This is a genomic window from Desulfamplus magnetovallimortis (assembly GCF_900170035.1).
Lineage (GTDB): Bacteria > Desulfobacterota > Desulfobacteria > Desulfobacterales > Desulfobacteraceae > Desulfamplus > Desulfamplus magnetovallimortis.
Genome location: NZ_LT828540.1, coordinates 871,428 through 889,765, shown reverse-complemented (window position 1 = coordinate 889,765; position 18,338 = coordinate 871,428). Strand labels below are relative to the sequence as shown.

The following is an 18,338-nucleotide window of genomic DNA, read 5'->3' as shown; positions in this document are numbered from 1 at the left end:
GCCATGTGTGATAGTGCATTATGGTAAAAAAGTTGATATTTTGTTCCTTGCAGTTCTGTCAGGGCGAATATCGCTCATAACTGTAACCATTATTTTTCTTTTTTTCTCCTGAAGAGTCACTTTTTCGCCAGCTTCGATTTTTCGATCAACCATGATAAAGCCGCAGCTTATTCCCTTTGCCTTGAACCCTTCAGGTTTATCAGAAGATGCTATGCTATAAATTTTGTCATTATGCCATCCAATGGCCATGTCAGTTGCGCATGTAAGAACATGGCCAATATCATTTCCATTGGCATCAATGACTCTGGTATCTTTGCCGGCAGAAACTTTTCTTAAGGTTTCACCAGCAAAAGGAAGGGTAAAAGTTAAATCTTCTTTTGATAAAAGTGCATCTCTGCCAATAAAATCCTTTGTGAAATTTTCCTGTACAAGAGTGGCTTTTTCCTTTACGACAGTGCAGTTTTCCCCAACTGGATTGTCAGGTTTCAAAGGGAGTGCAAACATCCAGGGGTTATTGATGAATTTCCAGCTTCCAACATCCTGATGGGAAAGAGGGAGTACTGCTCCGGCTCTGAGCGAGTCCCTTGCACCAAGGCCGCATGGAATCAGATTGTATTTTGCTCCTGCTTTAAGTATTGTTTCCCAAAGATCAACAATTTTGTCAGGCTCAACAAAAAGTTCAAAGCCGAATTCACCTGTATAACCGGAGCGGGAGAGCAGCACAGGGGTTCCGTTTTTAAGGTTTACAACCGATGAATATGAAGTGTCGTCGGAAGAAAAGGGGGGCTTGTTATTAAAAAAACCTTTGAAAGAGAAATAGGGCATTTTTTCAAAAACAGAATCAGGATTTTCTATTATCAATGAGAGAATTTTTGCAGAATTTTTCCCTTGAATATCCATTTTTGCAAGTTTTTCAGACAGATCATCAACGGTTGCATCCAAGGTCTTTTTGTTGGCATGTAGATGGAGGGCTACATCTTTTCCCATACCTGCATTAACGCATACCATGTAGTGTCGGGATGTGAAACGATAGACAATGGCATCATCTATGACATGACCCTTTTCATTAAGGATAACACCGTAAACACAGCGACCATCCTTTAAATTGGCAAGATCCCTGGTGTGACACAATTGAAGAAGAGAGAGAGCATCTTTACCTGCAACCATTACACATGCCATATGGCTTGTATCAAAAATACCTGCTGACTCAATGACTCCGATATGTTCGTTTTTTACACCTGACTCGTACCACAAAGGCATATCAAAGCCTCCAAAGTCAGCCATATTTGCACCATTATTTCTGTGCCAACTGTTCAGAGGGGTAGTTTTAAGTGTTTTTGTTTCCATTAGATGATTTCCTGTTTTGTTCATAATTTAATAGTATAGGAATTTCCATTTTGTCTCCTGCAAAAGCAAGTGATTATGGAAAAGCCCGCCCAAAGGGCGTTAAGTTCATAGTATAGGAATTTCCATTTTGTCTCCTGCAAAAGCAAGTGGTTATGGAAAAGCCCGTCCGAAGGGCGCTAAGTTCAAAAGGTCTGTTTTTGATTATTCGTTGGCAAGGCGGCCATCCGCCATTGAGGTTCTATTTAAAGAATATAGGGAACCATAAGGTTGTAAGCTTTATAAACTACAAATGTTTCCACAGCACTTACCCCTTCCACCTTTGACATTTCGTCTGTGTAGAACTCAAGCAATCCAAAACCTTCCTTGAAAAGAACAAGTATAAGAAGATCAAAACGGCCTGTAACAACACTTGTAGAGATTACACCACGAAGTTTGGATATCTCTGCACCCTTTTCCACAAGATTCATTTCGGAAAGTTTAATACCAATAACAACTGTTGTATGGCCTGGAAGGGAGGAAGGATCAAAAAGGCCACAGATATCAAGAACCTTCTCTTCCATGAGTTTATTGACTCTTGTTCTTACAGTGTTTTCTGTAATATTTAATTTGTCTGCAATTTTTTTAAAGGATTTTCTGCCATCCTTCAGTTCTTTGATAATTTCAATATTTACATCATCAATTTTCATAATAATCCTATTTTTTTGATAAAATTTGGGGCAACCGCAATTCAGGAAATCAATGTTTCACAATTAGTTGATTACCTTAAAGTTGTCAAATAAAAAGTAAATAAGTTGTGAAATCATCAAAAACAGGCTGTCATAATTTGGTTTTTCATCAAGCATGGGATATCTGAAAGTGGTTTTTCCGATAAAAAAATCAAGCATAAGATAGTTGCAGATGCTTTTTTTTATAAAAAAAAATTGATCTTTTCATTTTTTGCCATAAAGATAATCGAAAACTGTTTAAAAACAAATTGATTTTTTATATAAAACTATGTATGTGTTAATTCTATCATAAAAAATTAATGAATCAAGTAAAATTTTTAAAAAAAATTAACCTAATCCAAAAATTTTTTAAATCAAATTTTTTTTTAAGGAGAAAAAGTGATGAAAAACAAGGTTGTGGTAATTGGTGCAGGGCCTGGGGGATATGTTGCAGCGTTAAGAGCTTCTGCAATGGGGGGTGAAGTTACAGTAATAGAAAAAGAGAATCCTGGCGGTACTTGCCTTAACTGGGGATGCATTCCATCAAAAATTATGAAAACATCTGCTGATACTTATCTTCGGCTTCTTGAAGCTGAATCCTTTGGCATTGAAATAAAAGACCAGAGTGGTGGCAGAGGTGGAGTAGTATTTAGTCCTGATATCAATGCAATCATGGCCAGAAAAGAGAAGATTCTTGAAACCCAGAGAAAGGGAATTCTCTCTCTGCTTCAAAATGGCAAAATATCGTATGAAAAGGGTAGGGCATATATAAAAAAAGAAGGCATTGTAACCATTGACACCGATGGCAATGAAAAGGATATCGCATTTGATAGCCTTATCATTGCAACAGGAACTGAACCCCTTGATATTCCGGCATTTTCATTTGATGGAGATGCAATACTTTCCAGCAACAACCTTTTAAGCCTGAAAAAGCTTCCAGAGTCCATTGTTATTGTCGGAGGTGGTGTAATCGGATGTGAATTTGCATGCATACTTTCGGCAATGGGGGTAAAAGTAACTGTTGTGGAGGCAATGTCAAGGCTTCTTCCGCTGCCATCTGTGGATGAAAGCTGTTCAAGGGTTCTTCAGCGTGAGATGAAAAAGCGTAAGATTAAATTTATCACAGATCAGGTTGTTAAAAGTGCTGAAAAAAAAGATGGTACCCTTCTGATCACACTTGAAGTTTCTCCATTTGTGGAACCTGGAAAAGCATCAAAAATAAAACCCCAGGTGCTTGAGAGTGAAAAAATGGCTGTATGTATCGGACGTTCTCCCAATACTTCAGGACTTGGTCTTGAAAATATTGGCCTTGCAACCGACGAGAGAGGTTGGATACCCGTAAATGAGAGGATGGAAACATCTGTGAATGGGGTATATGCCATTGGAGATATTCTGGGTCCAAAGCGCATCATGCTTGCCCATGTGGCTTCACATGAAGGTATGGTGGCAGCTTCAAATGCAATGGGCGTAAGTGAAAAGATGGACTACAGTGCTGTGCCAGGGGCGATTTTTACAATGCCCGAAATAGGAAATGTGGGTCTTACCGAGGCAGAAGCTGTTGAAAAAAATATTGATGTAACATGTACCACAGTTAACTTCAGAACCCTTGGCAAGGCCCAGGCAATGGGAGAAATTGCGGGTGAAGCGAAAATAGTTGCAGAAAATAAGACCGGAAAAGTTCTGGGTGTGCATATCACAGGTCCCCATGCAACAGATCTCATTGCAGAAGGTACCCTTGCTGTTAAAGCGGGGTTGACGGTATCTGATCTTGCTCATACCATACATGCCCATCCAACACTTGCTGAGATAATGTCTGAAGCTGCACTTAAAGGGGCGGGAATGGCTATTCACGGTTAGATCAAGAGGAATCATCTGTTACAACCAAGCATGAAAGTTTTCATCAAATAACGTACATGGCGGATTACCGCCACAATCGAAGAGATGAAAGTCGTTTTAAAAACAGGCTGTTACCGAGACTTTCATATAAACATTTTCATCCGGCCATCTCATATACAGCAGCGGCAAGCAATGGAATCATGATCTCATGATGGCCTGTTATGGAGTAGCCTTTTCCACCTGACATGACAGGGCGGGTAACAACATTGATACCTGGTCTGTAATGCTGTATCATGTCAAAGTTGGCAGTGGTAAAGTTTCGTACATCGTGACCAAGGTTTCTGGCAACAGATACAGCCTTTAAAAATACCTCCGGCATGATAACGGCGCTGCCCAGATTCAAAACCACCCCGCCATCTCCAAGTTTTGCAACTGAAGCTGCAAAAATCCGGAAATCCCGAAGGGAGGCCTCTCCAATGGCAGCTCCATCTGCATCCGGATGCTGGTGAACAATGTCTGTTCCAATGGCAATGTGAAGGGTGTAAGGTAATCCAAGTTCAAAGGTTGTGACAAGAAGGGCTCTGCCTGCATGCGGAGGATTCTCCCTTTTGAGCATTGCCCCCATGGTCTGTCCAAACCCTTTTTTTGTACGATATGCTTCCACTGCTGCGCCATTGACAAGGGCTGCTGTATCTGATGCCATACCAAAAGAACCATCTTCAAGTTGTGCTGAAACATCTTCGGATGTATGTCCAAAGCGTGCAAGTTCTGTATCATGAATGGCAGCAGAACCATTGGATGCAAAGTGGGTAATAAAGCCATTGCGGGCAAGATCTGACAGAATTGGTGAACAGCCTGTCTTGATTACATGTCCTCCAAGCATGACGATAACGGGTTTGTCACTTTGTTTTGCTGATACAATGGCACGGGCAATATTTTTTAAATCTTCTGCTTTTAGAAGTGAAGGAAGGCTTTCCAGAAAGGATGCCATGGATATACCCTTACGGGATGGCGATGCTTCAAGGGAGGTGGATACAACAGAGGTTCTTTTCCTGGCTGAATAGGTATTTATTGCGGTCAGGTCAATTTCATCATGGTATTTCATCAATACATTTTTCCTGAATCTACAGAACTGCTCTTTTTACCGTGAAAATGACTATCATTTTTATATTTGGGGGTCATTGATACGTAATCAATCATGCCTGTTTACCGTGGAAATAGATACAAATTTCCATATTCGGGGGTAGCTTGATGACAGCCATGGCCGTTTACCGTGAAAATGACTATCATTTTTATATTTGGGGGTGATTGATACGTAATCAATCATGCCCGTTTACCGTGAAAACACATTCTGTTTTCATGATCGGGGGTGGCCGAAATCTTATTTGGCCATGAGGTTTTACCGTAAAAATGATCCTATTTTTTTCTGTTGGAAAGTCTCAGTAACAGCTTTTTTTCTAAAAGGCTTTCAAACTTCGTTGTGATCACTTGGCAATCATGGGGGGATTTGATTCAGTCATTATCGTTATCTGATGAATCGTTGCTGCTTTCTGTATTATCACTGCCGTTTGATTTAGGTTTTTGACGCTTTTTAAAACATTTTTTGTCGTCACGGACAATGGCACACAGTCTTGGGTTATGAAGTTCTTTACATGTAGAATGGTTATAAAGGGGGCATTCAGGATATTGCTTTGACATTTGTATTCCTTTTGGGCTGTATATTCTCAAGAGGCAATCAAGACAGATCAGCAAAAAAGTTCAGTGGATGCTTTATTTACAGACTTTTACTTTTTTTGTTACGTACATGGCAGATTCCCGCCACAATTGAAGAGATGAAAGTTGTTTTAAAACAGCCACTTACTGAGACTTTCATATAAAATAAAATCCCTACATTTTAAGGTCCTTGAGGATTTCATGCTTCGTTATCGGCTTTTTACAAGTTCATCATTTTTTTTGCTTTGACAAAGCAGTAGGCAGTGAAGATGTTGATTGTACCTAAATGTTTGATCAAATATTTACATCTATATCGTATTTTTGCTCATATTTCAACCTGTTTCCCAAAAATTCGGCAATGGCAAAAACAATATTGAGGAATTTTTTTAATATCAGTATATCATTGAAAGAGAACCTATTGTTTTTATTGAACCTGTAATTTTCAGAATCCTTCATATCCCCTTAAAAGTCCTTTACACTTTTTGGGCGAGCTTCCAGAAAATGGGACTTTGGTTCAGGAAAGTGTAAACCGAAAAATGGAACATGCCTGATTTTCAAGTTAAAAATTGTTGACTTAATAAAAACAAGCGCTTACAAAAAATACCCGCAGTGTTGAACAGAATCATTCTTTTAAATTTGACTCAGATATTGTGCCAGGTTTGTCGCTCTGCTTTAAGGATTGTATCATAACCTCCAGTGCCAACATTTTTTTGGATATTTTCAATTCAAGTTGATCCACTTTTCTGTTGAGAGTATCCTTGACATTGCCAAACTTGGAGTCCACATACTGTTTATCTGTGGTATCCTTGGAAACTTCAGTATTTAATTTTTGCTGGATGTTTTTTATCTGCTTTATGTCATTGTCAATAGCAGTAAGTTTTTTTTCTATTTCTGAGATGGTTTTTCCGTTCTGTGCAACGATAGTGGTTGCCTCCTGAAGAGATGCAAGCTTTGACTCCACAGCCTGCTCAACTTCAGAGAGCTTTGATTCAATGCCTCCTGCTGTGTGACTCATCTTTTCATCAAAAGCTTCATCCACTTTTAAATCAATCTTTGATTCCATGCGTTTTTCAAGGTTTTTGCTGTTCTCATTGACTATATCAAGGGTCTCCTTACTTGTTCTGTCCAAAATATTAAGTGCGGTCTTATGCTGTCCGGAAATAGTATCTACTCTTTTTGAAAGTGCTTCCATCTGGCTTTCAAACTGTTGAAAAGAATTCTCATTTTTTTCCCTGTCTGCGGCTGCGAGTGTGGATATCTCGTCAAGCTCCTGACGTATCTGTTCTGTTTTGGATTTAAGATCAGGAATGTCTTTATCAATTGAAAATTTTATCTTTGCAAGTTCAACTTCAATGGCATTTATTTTGGCTTCAAAGTCTTTGGCAACACTGTCCACCTGTGTCTGGCCTGTGTCACTCATTGTAGAAACACGACCCTTTATATCAAGGTAACCATAAAAAAGAATTGCACCGATAAGACATGGCAGAAGAACAGAGATAAGTGTCAGACGGTTGCCCAACTTCTCAATTTTAAGATCATTGAGCTCTTCTTTGTACAGTGCTGCTGCAGCATCGCTGCCATCATTTGTATTGGATATTGAAAAGTTGTCCATAAGAGGAGTCCCGTTTAGTTAATTGGGCATTCTTCATTTGACCTCTTACACTTGCCGTAACAACATACCCAAAAAAAATTGTTATGGGCATCTAAAAACCAGAAAGTGTAAAGTAATGTTTACAGTGAAAAGCCCCCCTTTTTAATAATTGGGGATGGCCGACTCGTTTCATTGTTGAAAAACATCATTCCCATTCAATTGTTCCGGGTGGTTTTGATGTGATGTCAAAAACAACTCTGTTTACACCATCAACTTCATTAATGATGCGGCTGGATATTTTTGCCAGGAGTTCATGGGGAAGACGTGCCCAGTCAGCAGTCATTGCATCTTTGCTGGTAACAGCCCTTATTGCTATGCAACTGTCATAGGTGCGTTTATCACCCATAACCCCGACGCTTTTCACAGGCAAAAGAACCGCAAAGGATTGCCAAAGTTCACGGTACAACCCTGCACCCCTGATCTCTTCAAGAAGAATGGAATCAGCTTCCTTAAGAATGGAAAGGCGCTCTTCTGATACAGCACCCATTATTCGTATTGCAAGTCCAGGTCCTGGAAATGGCTGGCGCCAGACAAGATCTTCGTTCAATCCAAGTTCAAGTCCAAGTGCTCGGACTTCATCCTTGAAAAGAAGCTGAAGCGGTTCAATAAGTTTCAGGTTCATCTTTTCAGGGAGCCCACCTACGTTATGGTGTGACTTTATAATAGATGTGGGGCCGCCAAATGCTGATTTTGACTCAATAATATCAGGGTATAGTGTTCCCTGTCCAAGAAATTCAGCATCCTTTATTTTAGCAGCTTCTGCTTCAAACACATCAATAAAAAGTTTTCCTATGATTTTTCTCTTTTTTTCAGGATCTGTGACATCCTTTAATGCATCAAGAAAGCGGCGGCGCTCATCCACAAATAAAATATTCATATCCAGATTTGCGGTAAGACTCTGCTCAAGGTTCTCTTTTTCATTTTTTCTCAAAAGACCGTTATCAACAAAAATGCAGTGCAGATTCTTGCCGATTGCCTTGTGAATCAGAAGGGCTGCCACAGATGAGTCAACACCTCCTGAAAGACCCATTACAACTTTTTTATCCTTTACACTTTGCTGGATCTGGTCAATTGCGCCTGCTGCAAATGAACCCATGTTCCAGCTTTTCTGACACCCGCACACGTCAAAGAGGAAATTGCGGATCATTTCTGTGCCCCTTACAGTATGCTCAACTTCCGGATGAAATTGAAGGGCATAAAATTTTTTATCAAAGTTGGCTATTGCAGCAAATTCAGTGTTTTGTGTTGATGCAGTAACTGTAAAACCGGATGGCAGAATGTCTGTTGAATCTCCGTGACTCATCCAACACTGTATCCTTGAATCCATATCTTTGAAAATCGGCTCATTTTGTCTGATTTCCAGGGTTGCAAAGCCATACTCTCTTTTTGGGGCTCTTGAAATTTTGCCTCCAAGGGCATGGATCATAAGATGCATACCATAACATATTCCAAGAACAGGGGTGCCAAGCTCAAATATTCCGGGATCTATTTTAGGGCTGTTCTCTTCGTAGATGCTGGACGGCCCCCCTGACAGAATAATACCTTCCGGCTTAAGAGCAGCAATTTTTTCCAGTGGGAATCCTGCAGGTTCAATCTGGCAGTAAACCTCATTTTCACGCACACGTCTTGCAATAAGTTGATTAAACTGGGAACCAAAATCTATTATAAGTATCATTTGATAAATATCCTGAAAAGAGAGGGATAACTGTTTTCTGCATGGTTGAATCAGTCGGCTACACGTCTAAAGCGGGACAAATCCTATCCTTGCTGAAGGCAGTCAATGCCATTGATTTTAAAGTGTGCCCCGGCTTAGGCGGGTAGCCAGTCAGTCTTTAAAAAAACTTAATTATCCCAAAAAATATTAATGGTATATTGACTTTTTAAACGCTATATTTCTCTTATACTTCAGCTAAAAAATCAAGTTGTTTTTATCTCTATTGCCAATCTTGCCCGAATATGCTTTATAGATAATAAAAGTTGACACCTGATTTTTATCAACTGTTTTTCTGGTGTCAATAAATTCAATACTTTATTAAAAATTAGGCGAATTAAGCAGTTATAGATTGCAATAATCAAATCAGGAGAAAGAATATATGTACGATGCAAGCGACTTGAAAAAAGGGTTAAAATTCCAGATTGACGGAGATCCATATATTATTGTTGATTTCCAGTTTAAAAAGCCGGGAAAGGGGCAGGCTCTTTATAAATGTAAGCTCAGAAACATGATTTCCGGAGCACAATTTGAAAGAACATTTCGTTCCGGTGACAAGTTTGAAGAGGCTGCCCTTGAGGAACAGGAGGTTGAATACCTATATGCAGAAGGCGAAAGTTACTGTTTTATGAATACTTCCAACTATGAACAGGATTTTCTTTCAAAGGAGCAGGTCGGAGATGCCATTGACCTTCTGAAAGAGAACACTGTCTGTACAGTGCTGATGTTCAATGGAAGGGCAATCGGATTGACTCTGCCCAACTTTATTAATCTTAAGATTATCAAGTCAGATCCCTGGGCAAAAGGAGACACTGCAACAGGCAGCACAAAACCTGCTACCCTTGAAACAGGTTTTGAAATTCAGGTACCCCCTTTTGTGGAAGAGGGGGAATATGTTAAGATTGATACCAGGACAAAGGCGTATGTAGAGCGGGTCAGCGCTTAGTGTTCTTTTTTAAGTTTTTAAGGTTTAATTCCAGGTTAGGGAGTAAGCTGCTTTTAATTTACAAGACCATTGAAAATAATTGGGCTGTTCTGAAAAATGTGAAAATATAATCAAATGACACAGAAGCGAAAAATATCCGAAAATTCACTTATACGCAAAATTCTTGTTGTGGATGATGATAAGGGACTTCGTTCCATACTGACAAAATCATTTGAAGTTATAGGCTTTACATGCAGTGAAGCAGAGGATGCTGCTGCTGCATATGAAATGATATGTCAAGGCTCCTTTGACCTTGTAATTTCAGATATTTCAATGCCGGTAATGGATGGCATTGAACTCATGAAAAAAGTGAAGCTTGAGTATCCTGAACTTGACTTCATCATTATGACAGGATTTTCCGGAGAGTATTCATATGTCGATATAATTGATGCCGGGGCTTCGGACTACATGACCAAGCCCTTTGGTATTAATTCTGCCGTGGCAAGAATAGAGCGCATTGAACGTGAAAAAAGAACTCTGCTGAATCTCAAAAAGACCAATACAGAGCTTAATCTGGCAATTGAAAAGGCTGAAAAACTTGCAGAAGAGGCTAAAGCTCTGGCTGAAGAGGCAAAAGCAGCATCCCGTGCCAAGACTGACTTTCTTGCAAACATGAGCCATGAAATCAGAACACCCCTCAATGGTATTCTCGGCTATATTGATATTTTTTATGATACAGCCTTAACTCATGAGCAGAAAGAGTATGTCCAGAATGCCAAGATAAGCTGTGAGGTTTTGCTTTCTGTTGTCAACGATATTCTTGATTTTTCAAAAGTGGAAGCAGGGCAGCTCAGCATTGAAAAAATTGAATTTGATCCTGAAGTTTTATGTTTTGAAGCTCTTGAAGTTGTTAGAAGCAAGGTTAATGAGGCCCGGGTGGAGATGGCATGCAAAATTTCCGATAGTGTCCCAGGTTTTGTTCTTGGAGATCCCTATCGTTTCAGGCAGGTTCTTCTGAATCTGCTTGGTAATGCTGCTAAATTTACATCTTCCGGAATGATTGAGCTTTCCCTTGACGTTGAAAACGAGGATGATTTGTATGTTCAGCTCCATGCCCGTGTAAAGGATACGGGCATTGGTATTCCCGGGGAGAAACTTGCAGATATTTTTGAGCCTTTTCAACAATCTGATGAAACCACAACCAGAAAATTCGGAGGTACTGGTCTCGGACTTGCTATATGTCGTAAAATTGCGGAAAAAATGAATGGTCGGGTTTGGGCTGAAAGTGAAGCAGGCAAAGGCAGTGTGTTTAACTTTACATGCCGCGTTGACAAGCATGATGTCAAATCTGAAAAACGTTTAAGACCGGTCTCCCTTTATGGGAAGAATGCGTTCCTCTGTATCTCTGAAAACAGCCCGCTTAAAGATATAATATATCATGAGCTGACACTTGCGGGGATGAAACTTAAAATTTTCCATAATGACACTATCTCCTTTGATGAATTCTGTGAATTACCAGAACCTTTCCATATTGGTATAGTGGATGCAACCTTGAAGAATAATTATCATCTTGAGTTTGGGGAAAAATTCAGAAAATTGCCAGGTGCAGTTGCAAAAATTCCTCTTCTGGTCTGCATATCACCTGATCCAGGAGGCGCTGACAGGTGCAGCCGTGCCGGTTATAATGGCTTTCTTTCAAAACCGGTACAGAGGAAAAAATTGTTTCATATGATATCTGCCCTTCTGGGGCTGGATCCAATGGATAAAAGTTCCGGAGATGACTTAAGTGAAAATGAAACCCAGAAAATCCTGACTTCCCATTCACTTGCAGAAAGTATGAAAAGATCGGTTAATATACTTCTTGTTGAAGATAATATGGTTAACCAGAAAATGGCAAAAATTATGCTTTCAAAAGCAGGGTACAATGTCACAATTGCCGGCAACGGCGTTGATGCGGTTGCCACTTATGTAGAGCAAAAAGATGAACTTGATTTGATCTTCATGGATATCAACATGCCTGAAATGGATGGCCTTGAAGCCACAAGAAGGATAAGAGCAATTGAAACAACAGATAAAAGAATCCCCATTGTTGCGCTGACAGCCAATGCCATGAAGGAGTTTGAGGAGAAGTGTCTTGATGTCGGCATGGATGATTTTCTTACCAAGCCTTTAAAAAGGGAGCTTGTTTTCCAATCTGTAAAAAAATGGGTTATTAACGAAAATATGGCAAATTCTAACATGAACAACTCATAACCCAAAAGGCTTTCTTGAACTTTTTGCGGGGCAATCATGATTAAAACGGTAAACGGACATAACGGATTTTCCGCTACCCCCGAACATGGAAGCAATATATCTATTTCCGGCATCCTTCATACCATGCAGAAAGTTCTTTACACTTTCCGGAACAGGCCACCAGAAAAACCGGCATTGTGTTCAGGAAAATCTAAACTGGCAAATGAAAGATGCGCTATTTCCACGGTAAAATTTTTTATCTTGATCCTGAAAATTGTTTCAGGGATTTTTCTCTTTACAATAATATCTTTTTCAGAAATCAGTTCCCAGGAAAGAGTCCTTTTTAATAGTAATTTATCTGATAAAATGGCCAGAGTTTTCAGAATAGCAACTGACAGATGGCCTCCCCATGAAGATATTTTTAATGAAAATGAGCCTGGAATGTGTACTGAAGTTGTACGTCAGGTGTTTCAGAAGATGGGGGTTCAGATCAAAATAACACAATATCCTTGGGCAAGAGCTGTGGATCTTGTCTTTAAGGGAGACAGCGACGCCCTTTTTTGCGCACTCTACTCTGACGAGAGAGCTGAACACTGCTTTTTTCCGGAGACCCCGATAACAAAGTTGAAATATTTCCTGTTTATTAAAAAAAAGAATCGAAATACCCTTGCTTTTGACACATATGAAGACCTTGCGCAAAGTCAGGTAGGCATTGTAAGATCCTTTGCATATCCTGAAAAATTCTGGAATTTTCTAAAAAGTCACGGAAATTATCAGGAAGTTGAAAGTGATGATCTTAATTTTAGGAAATTGATGGCGGATCGCATAGATTATGCAGTTGCAGATTATGCAAATGGTATGCTTCTGATGCAAAAAATGGGATTGACAGATAAAATTGAACCCATTCTTTCAAAATTGATTCATGAGAGTGACCTGTATCTTATTTTCAGTAAACAAACAGTCAACCCCGAGTTTGTTGAACTCTTTTCAGATACCCTGAAATCATTCAAGGAGACAGAACATTACAGAATGCTGAATGAAAAATACTATGGAAAGACGGCATGCTGTCTCAATTAATGCCATTTTTCACAATATGCCTAATTAGGTAACTTAGGTATTCTTTTCAATGCCAAAAAAAACATGCAAATTAAATAATAATTCCAGCCTGGCACGACAACTTCTTTTTTATATTCTTCTTTTCAGCTCATTTTTTACACTTCTTGCATCTGTTGTGCAGTTGTGGGTTGAATACCGCAAGGACTTGAAACTGATAGAAACCAGAATTATTCAGGTAAAGGAGAGCTATATAAGCAGCCTTTCACTGAGTATCTGGAATATGAACCAGGATCATGTTTATGCCCAACTTAACGGTATTCTGCAACTGCCTGAGATAGCTTGTCTTGAGGCAATCACAATTGATAAAACCTTTATGGTTGGTGATAAACCACCTGAAACCATGCGCATCTCCTTTGATTTTCCCATCGTGTTTAAAGATCCCCTTAAACAGTTTGACCCCAAAAAGCTTGGCATTTTAACCATCTACGGAGATTTACGATATATTCATACAAGGCTTAACGAGCGTATAGTCCTTATTCTTGTCACCCAGGCATTCAAGACTTTTTCAGTATCCATATTTATCCTTTTTATTGTATGGCAGCTTATTACCCGTCATCTGCACACAATGGCAGATTATGTACGAAATCTCCATGTCAACAACCTTGATGAACCTCTTGTTTTAAACAGAAAAAAAATTTTGCCTTCTGTGAAAAGATCAAGACTATCACCTAAAAAGGGCATCCGCAATGAGCTTATTATGGTTACAGATGCTGTTAACTATATGCGACAGAATCTCAAAAAGGCAAATGAAACTCTGATAAGGAATAGAGATGATCTTGAAGAAAAAGTTGTACAACGAACCATTATGCTCGAAAAGCAGGCCCTTGAGTTAAGGGATGCCAAGGATGCAGCAGAGGCTGCCAACAAGTTAAAAAGCAGTTTTCTTGCCAACATGTCCCACGAAATAAGAACCCCCATGAATGCTATTCTGGGATTTACAGAAATTCTTTCTGCATCTGAAACTGATAATCAAAAAATTCAATATTTCAATGCCATTGAATCCAACAGTAAGGTTCTTTTAAGTCTTATCAATGATATTCTTGATCTCTCCAGAATAGAGGCAGGAAAATTGAGCCTGGAATATTCAGCACTTATTCCTGAAAAAATGTTCAATGAAATTGAAATCCTTTTTGCAGAGAAGATTAACAAAAAAGGAATTGAATTTATTACAGATATTTCTCCAGAAGTGCCTGAAGCACTGCTGCTTGACGGAGTCAGGATTCGCCAGATAATTATAAACCTTGTTGGTAATGCCCTGAAATTTACATCTCAAGGCTATATTCTGCTCTCCATGGAGTGTCATAAACACCTTGAAAAACTTCAGGGTGCCTTCCACTCTGCTTTTGACATCTCTTTTTCTGTTGAAGACAGCGGTATGGGGATACCCCCTGAAGAAATTGACTCTGTTTTTGAAACTTTTACACAGTTAAAGGGACAAAAGACTTTTGAACATGGTGGCACAGGTTTAGGGCTTGCTATTACAAGGCGGCTTGTGGAGCTTATGAACGGTAGTATTTCTGTTAAAAGCAATGTGGGGGAGGGAAGCACTTTTACAGTTTTTCTCAAAGATGTGGAATCTCCCTTGATAAATCCCAATGATGATGATTTGAATCCTGGCTCTGTAATTGATATGAAAAATGTCAATTTTGAACCTGCCACTATTTTAATTGTAGATGATATCGACTATAACAGGGAGCTTTTAAAGGGTTTTCTCAAGGATTATTCCAACCTTGTCCTGCTGGAGGCTGAAAATGGACAGCAGGCAGTTGAGATGTGCCAACAGTTTCATACGGATCTTATTCTAATGGATATGAAAATGCCGGTTATGGATGGCTACAAGGCATCGGAAATATTGAAAAATAATCCTGAACTTGGAAAGATCCCTGTCATTGCAGTGACTGCATCGGCCATGAAGGAAGATGAAAAAATCATACGAAATCTTTGCGATGCATACCTTCCCAAACCCGTCAGAATGGCTGATTTTATTTCCATACTAAAACAATTTCTTCCCTTTGTTCCAGCAGAAGAGAGTTCATTTGCTCCGGCGGATGACAAAACAGCTTTTTCTTCTAAAAAGAGTCTTGTTGATTCGGTTAAAAAGAATTCAATTGTTCCTATTGAAAAGGACTCAGTTGTTTCTGTGGAAAAGAGTTCAGTTGTTTCTGTGGAAAAGAGTTCGGTTGTTTCTGTGGAAAAGAGTTCAGTTGTTTCTGTGGAAAAGAATTCAGTTGTTTCTGTGGAAAAGGGTTCAGTTGATTCGGTTGAAAAGAGTTTAATTGTTCCGGTTGAAAAGGATTCAGTTGTTCGGGCTGAGAATAACTCTAAAATCAGGATCATTTTTGTGGATGACGAACCTGATCTTGTCGAGATTGGGGTACTGCTACTTCAGCCTTTGGGCTACCATGTTACCGGAGAATCAGATCCACTTAAGGTAATGGCTCTTTTTGAAAAAAATCCAGATGACTTTGATCTTATTATAACTGATCTCACCATGCCCGGCATGACCGGCCTTGAACTTGCTTCAGGGGTAAGGAAAATCAAGCCGGAAATTCCGGTTATATTATGTTCCGGCTTTACTGTAGAAGATGATGAGTGTATTGAGAAAAATAACATCAATGTCTTTCTCGTAAAACCCTTTATGCAACAAAAACTTGTTGAGGCAATTGAGTCTGTTTTCTCCTGAAAAATTGGTTTTAAAATTTCTTGCTCATTTGTATATTCCCGCCACAAATGCTATTGACTTAGTAATCAGCCTTAAACCTGATAAACTCGTAAAAAGTCCGATTTCAGCATTTTTCAGGCTGTAACATGTTGAAATCATTAATAGTGATTTTGGCGACTCTGGCTTTTTACAGGGGCATCAAACCTGACTCATATAGAAAAATAGTGAGTATATACTTTAATTAAAAAATTTTGCCCTATAACGCAGGATTTGATATAAAAGCCAATTTAACTCCATGCTATTCTCTTGTTTTTTTAGAGAGTGTTTCATTCAGCTATCTGTAATTTCAGATTGTTAGCTTTTTTTTCAACTGAAGAGCGGATTATTTATTTTTGTCTTAACAATGCAATATACTGGTTTTCAAAATTTTGATTTTTGAGATTGTGGCGATCATACGCCATGTATGTTATTCAAACTTTTTTAATATGGAAGATATTAATGGCTAAAGATAAATCAAAAACCGGACACGGAAATCCTGTCTGGAAATTTTTTACTTCAGTAAAACTGACAGTTGTTGTTCTTTTGCTGCTTGCATCAACTTCTGTCATTGGAACTCTTATTCCTCAGAACTCTTCAGAGGCTTTTTATATTCAGAAATATGGCGAGGTGTTTTTTAATCTTTTCAAAACCCTTGATATTTTTGACATGTATAGTGCATGGTGGTTTCTTCTTCTTATAATTCTTCTGGCAGTAAATATTGTTGTCTGCTCAATTGATAAACTAAACACAACATGGAAAATAATTTTTCCTGAAAAAATCGTTTTTAACCATGAAAGGTTCATTCGCCTAAAACATCGTGAAAAATTTGATATAAAAGATAATGTCTCATCTCTTCAATCACTTTATGTCGATTTTATAAATAAAAAATTCGGTCAGACCGTAACAGAAAAGGGGGAGAATGGTGTTGTCATCTTTGCCGAAACCGGAAGATGGACACGACTTGGAGTCTATGTTGTTCATCTGAGCATCCTTTTCATGCTGGCAGGAGCTCTTATGGGAGCTTTGTGGGGCTATAAGGCCTTTGTGGCAATTCCTGAAGGGGTAACTGTTGACTCTGCAACACTGAGAGGAAGTGATACTAAAGTTGCTTTTGGCTTTGAAATGAGATGTAACTCCTTTAATGTTTCATTTTATGATACAGGTCAGCCTGAAGAGTTTAAATCCAACATATCCATAATTGAGGATGGAGTTGAGACACTTACAAAAGATGTAATTGTCAATGCTCCCCTGCGCTATAAAGGATTGAGTTTTTATCAATCAAGCTATGGTACTGATTCTGCAAAAAATGTTGTTTTAAGGCTTACAAGCAATGAAAGCGGTATGGGTTATTCATTTAAAATGGACTTTGGGCAAACCATCGACCTGCCGGAGTCCGGAGGTAAATTTACACTGAATGGCTTTGTTCATGGATATAATTTCAGAGGGCACAACCTTGGGGAAGGGTTTGTGGGTACCCTTGTTTATAGTGACACATCTGATCATAATGAAATAAATAAAAAACTTGAAAATAGTGCCACCAAAGCGGACACAAATGCTTCTACTGCCCAGGAGACTACTTCTGTTGGTCAAAGTTCTGCTGATGGTCAAAGTTCTGCTGATGGTCAAAGTTCTGCTGATGGCGAAAAAGTTGACTCTGGCACTGAGGAGTTTACTGCTGAAAAAAAGATCACTCCCCATTTTCATGAGGTTGAGATATATATTCCAGTAAAATTTCCAACATTTGATAAAATGAGAAGGGGACACTTTGCCTTTGAGATCGAAGATTATGAAAAAAAATATTATACTGGCCTTCAAGTAACCAGAGATCCTGGTGTATGGTGTGTCTATATTGGATTTATTTTCATGATAATCGGTTGCTGGATCACATTTTTTATGTCCCATCAGCAATTGTGTGTTGAAATTAAAACCAATGGCAAAGATGCTTGCAAAATAGACATCTCTGGCACATCCAACAGGAACAGTCAGGGAATGAAACTTAGAATAATGAAATTGGCTGCAAAACTCCAGAATATGCAGAGATGATTCCCATAAATAGTTTTTTTGATTCCAAATATACTATTGTTTTTATATAGGTTTGATTGTCGCGTAAAAAACGCCTTAAACCTTTGAAATGCATTAACAATTAGCCGAGAGTTTAAGATACTTTTATATAACGGCCATGACAGACCCATCTGCCACAACGAAGAATTAAAGTCCTCAAGAAGCTTAAAAGATGGGGACTTTCTTATAACCAACATGGCGGTTCACCGTCACAATCGAAGTGTTGAAAGTCTATATAAAAACAGCCATTTGCGGGGACTTTCATATAAAACCCCCATGTTTGCTGACGCATCACAACGAAACATTAAAATCGTTTTATATCAGTATGTTATAGAGACTTT

General features: G+C 38.9%; 13 protein-coding genes. 6 read left to right on the top strand and 7 right to left on the bottom strand.

The genetic code is table 11. The annotated features are described in order from the left end of the window. Positions 1–18: 18 nt before the first annotated feature. Positions 19–1,347 carry an aminomethyl transferase family protein gene (locus MTBBW1_RS03455; RefSeq protein ID WP_080799720.1) on the bottom strand — a complete coding sequence of 443 codons (1,329 nt, stop codon included), beginning with the start codon at positions 1,345–1,347 and terminating at the stop codon, positions 19–21. 242 nt (positions 1,348–1,589) lie between these two features. After that, on the bottom strand, positions 1,590–2,033 hold the full coding sequence (locus MTBBW1_RS03450) for an Lrp/AsnC family transcriptional regulator (RefSeq protein WP_080799172.1): 444 nt from the start codon (positions 2,031–2,033) through the stop codon (positions 1,590–1,592). Positions 2,034–2,453: 420 nt separating this feature from the next. Between MTBBW1_RS03450 and lpdA the strand changes: the two genes are divergently transcribed. Continuing rightward, the gene (lpdA, locus tag MTBBW1_RS03445) at positions 2,454–3,908 is read left to right on the top strand and encodes a dihydrolipoyl dehydrogenase (protein WP_080799169.1); all 1,455 of its coding nucleotides are present in this window, start codon (positions 2,454–2,456) and stop codon (positions 3,906–3,908) included. A gap of 136 nt (positions 3,909–4,044) precedes the next feature. On the opposite strand, the gene MTBBW1_RS03440 is transcribed toward lpdA, so the two are convergent. The 5 genes from MTBBW1_RS03440 to guaA all read right to left on the bottom strand — a co-directional run bounded on the left by MTBBW1_RS03440 (position 4,045) and on the right by guaA (position 8,926). Beyond that, the gene (locus tag MTBBW1_RS03440) at positions 4,045–4,992 is read right to left on the bottom strand and encodes a GSU2086 family protein (RefSeq protein ID WP_080799166.1); all 948 of its coding nucleotides are present in this window, start codon (positions 4,990–4,992) and stop codon (positions 4,045–4,047) included. 407 nt (positions 4,993–5,399) lie between these two features. Then, positions 5,400–5,585, bottom strand: a complete 186-nt coding sequence (locus tag MTBBW1_RS03435; RefSeq protein WP_080799163.1) for a hypothetical protein — start codon at positions 5,583–5,585, stop codon at positions 5,400–5,402. A gap of 309 nt (positions 5,586–5,894) precedes the next feature. Continuing rightward, positions 5,895–6,056, bottom strand: a complete 162-nt coding sequence (locus MTBBW1_RS28130) for a hypothetical protein (protein WP_186441063.1) — start codon at positions 6,054–6,056, stop codon at positions 5,895–5,897. A gap of 166 nt (positions 6,057–6,222) precedes the next feature. Continuing rightward, the gene (locus MTBBW1_RS03425) at positions 6,223–7,212 is read right to left on the bottom strand and encodes a hypothetical protein (RefSeq protein ID WP_080799156.1); all 990 of its coding nucleotides are present in this window, start codon (positions 7,210–7,212) and stop codon (positions 6,223–6,225) included. Positions 7,213–7,396: 184 nt separating this feature from the next. Further along, positions 7,397–8,926, bottom strand: coding sequence for a glutamine-hydrolyzing GMP synthase (gene guaA, locus MTBBW1_RS03420; RefSeq protein ID WP_080799154.1), 1,530 nt, complete (start codon positions 8,924–8,926; stop codon positions 7,397–7,399). Between the two features lie 418 nt (positions 8,927–9,344). Between guaA and efp the strand changes: the two genes are divergently transcribed. The 5 genes from efp (at position 9,345) to resB (ending at position 17,979) form a co-directional block, all read left to right on the top strand. Continuing rightward, on the top strand, positions 9,345–9,908 hold the full coding sequence (gene efp / locus MTBBW1_RS03415) for an elongation factor P (RefSeq protein ID WP_080799151.1): 564 nt from the start codon (positions 9,345–9,347) through the stop codon (positions 9,906–9,908). A gap of 114 nt (positions 9,909–10,022) precedes the next feature. Beyond that, a complete protein-coding gene (locus MTBBW1_RS03410) occupies positions 10,023–12,140 on the top strand; it encodes a response regulator (RefSeq protein WP_080799147.1) in 2,118 nt (705 codons plus the stop codon). 36 nt (positions 12,141–12,176) lie between these two features. Then, entirely contained in the window at positions 12,177–13,196 is a 1,020-nt protein-coding gene (locus tag MTBBW1_RS03405) for a substrate-binding periplasmic protein (RefSeq protein WP_080799145.1), read from the top strand. A gap of 49 nt (positions 13,197–13,245) precedes the next feature. Then, positions 13,246–15,918 (top strand): response regulator, encoded by a 2,673-nt coding sequence (locus MTBBW1_RS03400; protein WP_080799142.1) that lies wholly within the window; start codon positions 13,246–13,248, stop codon positions 15,916–15,918. A gap of 477 nt (positions 15,919–16,395) precedes the next feature. Further along, positions 16,396–17,979 (top strand): cytochrome c biogenesis protein ResB, encoded by a 1,584-nt coding sequence (gene resB, locus MTBBW1_RS03395; RefSeq protein ID WP_094078549.1) that lies wholly within the window; start codon positions 16,396–16,398, stop codon positions 17,977–17,979. Positions 17,980–18,338: the final 359 nt, after the last annotated feature.

What these genes read in the sequence shown, in the direction of transcription:
- MTBBW1_RS03405 (WP_080799145.1), top strand. Translation starts at nt 12,177, where the DNA reads ATGATTAAAACGGTAAACGGACATAACGGATTTTCCGCTACCCCCGAA.
- MTBBW1_RS03450 (WP_080799172.1), bottom strand. Translation starts at nt 2,033, where the DNA reads ATGAAAATTGATGATGTAAATATTGAAATTATCAAAGAACTGAAGGAT.
- MTBBW1_RS03435 (WP_080799163.1), bottom strand. Translation starts at nt 5,585, where the DNA reads ATGTCAAAGCAATATCCTGAATGCCCCCTTTATAACCATTCTACATGT.
- resB (WP_094078549.1), top strand. Translation starts at nt 16,396, where the DNA reads ATGGCTAAAGATAAATCAAAAACCGGACACGGAAATCCTGTCTGGAAA.
- MTBBW1_RS03440 (WP_080799166.1), bottom strand. Translation starts at nt 4,992, where the DNA reads ATGAAATACCATGATGAAATTGACCTGACCGCAATAAATACCTATTCA.
- MTBBW1_RS03455 (WP_080799720.1), bottom strand. Translation starts at nt 1,347, where the DNA reads ATGGAAACAAAAACACTTAAAACTACCCCTCTGAACAGTTGGCACAGA.
- MTBBW1_RS03410 (WP_080799147.1), top strand. Translation starts at nt 10,023, where the DNA reads ATGACACAGAAGCGAAAAATATCCGAAAATTCACTTATACGCAAAATT.
- lpdA (WP_080799169.1), top strand. Translation starts at nt 2,454, where the DNA reads ATGAAAAACAAGGTTGTGGTAATTGGTGCAGGGCCTGGGGGATATGTT.
- MTBBW1_RS03425 (WP_080799156.1), bottom strand. Translation starts at nt 7,212, where the DNA reads ATGGACAACTTTTCAATATCCAATACAAATGATGGCAGCGATGCTGCA.
- MTBBW1_RS03400 (WP_080799142.1), top strand. Translation starts at nt 13,246, where the DNA reads ATGCCAAAAAAAACATGCAAATTAAATAATAATTCCAGCCTGGCACGA.
- efp (WP_080799151.1), top strand. Translation starts at nt 9,345, where the DNA reads ATGTACGATGCAAGCGACTTGAAAAAAGGGTTAAAATTCCAGATTGAC.
- MTBBW1_RS28130 (WP_186441063.1), bottom strand. Translation starts at nt 6,056, where the DNA reads ATGAAGGATTCTGAAAATTACAGGTTCAATAAAAACAATAGGTTCTCT.
- guaA (WP_080799154.1), bottom strand. Translation starts at nt 8,926, where the DNA reads ATGATACTTATAATAGATTTTGGTTCCCAGTTTAATCAACTTATTGCA.